The organism is Chitinophaga sp. (assembly GCF_036569125.1).
Lineage (GTDB): Bacteria > Bacteroidota > Bacteroidia > Chitinophagales > Chitinophagaceae > Chitinophaga.
In genome coordinates this window covers 1-3,174 of the sequence record NZ_DATCRF010000103.1, presented here as the reverse complement: position 1 = coordinate 3,174, position 3,174 = coordinate 1, and the positions used below count along the sequence as shown (strand labels likewise).

General features: G+C 48.1%; 2 protein-coding genes. Both read left to right on the top strand.

The annotated features are described in order from the left end of the window. Positions 1-1,154: arabinose isomerase (locus VIM87_RS03615; RefSeq protein WP_331995649.1), on the top strand; the 1,154-nt coding region annotated here is incomplete at its 5' end. 26 nt (positions 1,155-1,180) lie between these two features. After that, the coding region (locus tag VIM87_RS03610) for a glycosyl hydrolase (RefSeq protein ID WP_331995648.1) at positions 1,181-3,174 on the top strand (1,994 nt) is incomplete at its 3' end.

Below are 3,174 nucleotides of genomic sequence, written 5' to 3'. Positions count from 1 at the left end.
AAGCAAATGTGCCGGTTATTGTGTTAAACCTCTCGCCGGAAGCAAGTATAGATTATAACAGCTTTAATCAGCTAAAGGACCGCACCGCCATGACCGGTGAATGGCTGGCGCATTGTTCCTCCTGTTCAGTACCGGAAATAGCCAACCTGTTCAACCGTTGTAAGATCCCCTTTTACCAGGTAACCGGCATGCTTAACAACGATCCGCACGTTTGGAACGAGGTTAAAGATTGGATAGATGCAGCAAGGGTGGCGCGGATCATGTATCACAACAGGCTGGGTATAATGGGTAACTACTATGGGGGCATGATGGATATTTACACGGATCTTACCCTGCAGTGCGCCACCTTTGGCGGGCATATGGAAGTGATAGAGGTAGATGAGCTCTCAGGCTTGCGCGAATTGGTAACCGCAGAAGAGATCACAGTCAAATTGCAGGAGATTGAAAAAACCTTTGATGTACAATCCGATTGTTCGCCTTCAGAATTGAAACGTGCCGCGCAAACCGCTGTAGCGCTGGATAAGCTGGTATATAAATATCAGCTGGGCTCACTCGCCTATTATCATAAAGGAAGCGGCAATGCGGCTAATGAAAATACAGTGAGCTCCGTAATAGTAGGTAACTCACTGTTAACAGGTAAAAATATTCCCGTGGCCGGTGAGTATGAGATCAAGAATGCCCAGGCCATGAAGATCATGGATAGCTTTGGCGCAGGCGGCTCCTTCACTGAATACTATGCCATGGACTATAACGATGATGTAGTGTTAATGGGCCATGATGGGCCCTGCCATCCGGGCATAGCTGAAGGCAGGATCAAGCTTAAACCTTTACAGGTATATCATGGTAAAGTGGGCAACGGATTGTCCGTAGAAATGTCGGTTTGCTACGGACCGGTTACCTTACTGTCGGTAGTAGAAACCGGCGATGGCGCACTTAAGCTGCTGGTTGCAGAAGGCGGATCCGTGCCGGGCCCCATTTTGGAAATTGGCAATACCAACAGCCGCTACCGGTTCCCTGGTGGGGCCCGGAGTTTTGTTGAATCCTGGAACAAACAGGGGCCCGCACATCATTGCGCCATAGGGCGCGGCCATATTGCATCAAAGATCAAAAAGCTGGGCGAGATCCTGAAAGTTGCTACCGTACAGGTTTGTTAACCATAAATATTAAAAGATCCTGAGGAATGCCGTTTATTAAACACCTGAATACGATCCGTTCTTTAATATTGTTAACAGGCCTCGCATGGGGCGCCTGTTCAACAAAAAAGCAGCTGTTGTCCAACAATGCAGTAAAACCTTTATCCGGCCTCGAAGATGTTTTCACTAACATTCCCGATACCGTACAAACCAGTATTTACTGGTATTGGATCTCAGATAATCTCTCTAAAGAAGGAGTGATCCGCGATCTTGAATCCATGAAAAAGGTCGGGATCAACAGGGCTTTTATCGGCAATATCTGGCAGGATGATGTACCTGCCGGGAAAGTAAAAATATTTACTCCGGAGTGGTGGGACATCCTGCATACAGCGCTCAAAAAAGCAACAGAGCTGAATATAGAGATCGGGATCTTTAACAGCCCCGGCTGGAGCCAGTCCGGAGGCCCATGGGTTAAGCCGGAACAGGCCATGCGTTATCTTACCGCTTCCAGGATCATGGTAAAGGGCCCGGTAAAACTCAGCAGGAAGCTGGATCAACCTGCAAAAGATTTCCAGGATGTGAAGCTCATCGCCTATCCGGCAGATCCGCTTTTCGAAGAAAACATCGCCTCTAAAAAATCGCTTCTGACAAGCACACCGGCCCTGGATGGGTTAAGTAAATTAGTAGATGGCAATGATACTACCGGCATTGTATTAACACAGTCCGTCCCTTACACTATAAACATTGCATTGGAACAACCATATATAGTACGCAGCCTGGTAATTGTACCCACTCAGCATGAAATGAGCCTCAGTGGCGAGCTACAGGCCAGGATCAACGGTACCTACACCACCATAAAACACTTTACCGTAGACCGCAGCAATAGCCAGCTTAATGTTGGCTTTAACCCTTACGGCCCGGGTGCAATAGCAATACCGGCTACTACCTCGCAAAACTTCAGGCTGGTATTTAACAAGTATTCAAACAACTGCGGCATTGCAGAAATTAAGTTATCTCCCGGGCAGGTAGTTGAAGATTACATAGAAAAAACCTTTGCTAAAATGTGGCAAACACCCTTCCCTTACTGGGATGCTTACCAATGGGCGCCGGCGCCGCCTGCTGCCGGTAAGGAAGGTGTTATTGACCCGGCCAAGGTGATGGATATTTCCAGGTACATGACTGCAGATGGTACACTTAGCTGGGATGTACCTGCCGGTAACTGGGTAATAGAGCGCAGCGGCATGACGCCCACCCAGGTACATAATGCGCCAGCATCACCACAGGGTACCGGCCTGGAAGCTGACAAGATGAGCAGTAAACATATCAAAGCGCATTTTGACGCCTACCTGGGAGAAATTCTCAGGCGCATACCTGCCGAAGACCGTAAAACATGGAAGGTAACCGTGGAAGACAGTTATGAAACCGGCGGCCAGAACTGGACAGATGATTTCATTGAAAAGTTTAAACACACCTATGGTTATGATCCGGTACCCTATATACCTGTGATGCAGGGCAGCGTAGTTGGCAGCGCAGATCAGTCAGACCGTTTTTTGTGGGATGTAAGACGTTTGATAGCAGATAATGTAGCTTACGAATATGTAGGCGGATTGCGGGAAATAAGCCATCAGCACGGCCTTAGAACCTGGCTGGAAAATTACGGGCACTGGGGTTTTCCGGGCGAGTTCCTGCAATACGGCGGGCAGTCTGACGAGATTGGCGGTGAGTTTTGGAGTGAAGGCAGCCTGGGTGATATCGAGAACAGGGCTGCATCATCTGCCGCGCACATTTATGGTAAAACAAAAGTATCTGCTGAATCCTTTACCTGCGCAGGCGCTCCATTTTCGCGTTACCCCGCGGTAATGAAACAGCGGGCCGACCGTTTTTTTACAGAGGGAATAAATAACACGCTGCTGCATGTATACATCAGCCAGCCGGCTGATAATAAAGCGCCGGGTTTAAATGCTTTTTTTGGGAATGAGTTTAACCGGTTAAATACCTGGTTTTACGATATGGACATCTTTCTAAAATACATCAAAAGGTG